This is a genomic window from Marinobacter sp. ES-1 (assembly GCF_000475255.1).
Taxonomy (GTDB): domain Bacteria; phylum Pseudomonadota; class Gammaproteobacteria; order Pseudomonadales; family Oleiphilaceae; genus Marinobacter; species Marinobacter vinifirmus.
Genome location: NZ_AXBV01000018.1, coordinates 1 through 2020, shown reverse-complemented (window position 1 = coordinate 2020; position 2020 = coordinate 1). Strand labels below are relative to the sequence as shown.

The following is a 2020-nucleotide window of genomic DNA, read 5'->3' as shown; positions in this document are numbered from 1 at the left end:
ACCAGATTTGACAATAACTCCCCTGTTTAATCTCCCAAACCTTATCGTTCTTGGCGTTCTGTGAAATGTAGCTTTCGCCCATTCTAGACTGAACCATGTTCAACAGATCTTGGCTATTGGTGATCGTGCCCGTATCACGCAATACCAGAAACATATCATCTACATAGCGGCCATAGTGAATCGGCGCCAATTTTTCCAGAACAAGCTTGTCCCACCTGTGAAGTAAAGCATTGGAAATAACACGGCTACACGTCAGGCCTATCACCAACCCTCCGCTTATCTTGGCTTTCTTGCCTCCAACGGATTGGCCGAATTTTTCAGCACCTTCAGCCCAGGCGCTTAGAAAGCTTGCGAGCTGTTCGGTAAAGGCCCTGTCTTGATCTGTCAGTTCCAGATCAAGTGCTTCAAGAAACGCTGTACCGGAACTCGCCATCGGGTCAATAAAGTGGTAATAGCTCTTCAAGTCGAGAGAAACCGCAATAACGTCACGATCTTTTTCCAACTCATCACGAATGGCCTTTAAACCATCGCTTCGCACCACTTTTGATATGGCTGAAAATAGGGAACAAATGAGCCAATGGAACTGATATGAAATGGCTTTTCATCGTCCTCTGCGAATAGTTCATCGTTCCGGATGCGCTTTAGCCGAGCGCCATAGCAGCTGTTGTCGAGCTTGGCGTCAAACTGGTGGCCAATCATATTGATCCACAAGGCTGAAATAATGTGGGTATCAACCGGAAAGTCACCCACAATTCTAAATTCAGGCGTTATATCGTAGTTCTTGAACAGACTTTCGACCGACCGTTCAGGTTTGGAGAAATGCACATGACCATTTTCATTACTTTCTGACTTTCTATAGGTAGATAGCTTTTTTGGTAGTAATCGAAAATCTCCAAGCAGATCTTCATCGCCCTCAAAGCCTGAGTTGCTCTTCAATCGACGTAACAGGTCATTTAGGTTGACCAGCAGGTCTTGTTCGTATTCCGCGAATTTAATGGCAGTGGGGAAGGTGTTTTCGAAGAAACAGTCGGCCTTAGCTTTTCGGTATGCGACTAGGAGGTCCTCGATGGTTAAAAGTACGTTATTTGAACACCCTTTGGGCTGCCAAAAGCAAGGCCTTCGACATTCGTCTAATTGCCTCAGGGTTTTACTGGGAAAACAAGCACAAAGAAGGCTAAGATTTATTGGTAAGACCAATTTATTTATCAACCGGAGCCGTACATGGCCATCAATCAGGTGGCGCCCAGGCGCCTCGCCGACACCATCGTTGAGCAACTGGAAACCATGATTCTGGAAGGCACATTGCAACCGGGCCAGCGGTTACCTCCAGAGCGGGTGCTGGCAGAGCAATTCGGTGTGTCCCGGCCATCGTTGAGAGAAGCAATCCAGAAACTGGCCGCCAAAGGCCTGCTCCACAGCCGCCAGGGAGGGGGCAACTTTGTCACCGAAACGCTGGGTGCCAGTTTCAGTGACCCACTGATCAAGTTGCTGGAGACGCACCCGGAAGCCCATCGAGACCTGCTGGAATTTCGCCGCACGCTCGAAGCAGACTGCGCTTTTTACGCAGCGCAAAGAGCCACCGAAGTTGACCGCCAGTACCTCACTCAAGCCTGGACCGGGCTGGATGTCTGCTACAGAGACGGTTCCGGCAGTAATCTTGAAGCTGAGGGCGCAGCCGACGCCCGCTTCCATATGGCCATCGCCGAGGCCAGCCATAATGTGGTGCTGATGCACACCATGCGAAACCTGTTCAACATGCTAAAGAACAACATCCTGACCAACATCGGCGGCATGTACGCCAGAGCTTCCAAAACCCGGCAGGGCCTGGTCGACCAGCATTCCCGGCTGTTTCAGGCAATCATGGAAGGAAGGGCCGAGGATGCCCGGGCCATTGCCGGCCACCACATCGAGTTTGTCCAGCAGAGCATCTCGGAACACTCGGAAAACGAACGGCGCAAACAGCGGGCCTTGAGCCGGGAACGGCACAACGCTGACGAACAGGATCGAGTAGGAGGGGGAG

2 protein-coding genes and 1 pseudogene are annotated in these 2020 nt (G+C 50.9%); 1 reads left to right on the top strand and 2 read right to left on the bottom strand.

Annotated features, from left to right (window positions below):
• Positions 1-541: pseudogene (locus tag Q668_RS17345) on the bottom strand (hypothetical protein); the annotation flags it as partial.
• On the bottom strand, positions 520-936 hold the full coding sequence (locus Q668_RS17340) for a hypothetical protein (protein WP_227498250.1): 417 nt from the start codon (positions 934-936) through the stop codon (positions 520-522). The pseudogene Q668_RS17345 and the gene Q668_RS17340, both read right to left, overlap by 22 nt.
• A gap of 285 nt (positions 937-1221) precedes the next feature.
• On the opposite strand from Q668_RS17340, the gene Q668_RS01040 reads away from it, so the two are divergent.
• A partial coding sequence (locus Q668_RS01040; RefSeq protein WP_022987727.1) for a GntR family transcriptional regulator occupies positions 1222-2020 on the top strand: 799 nt, incomplete at its 3' end.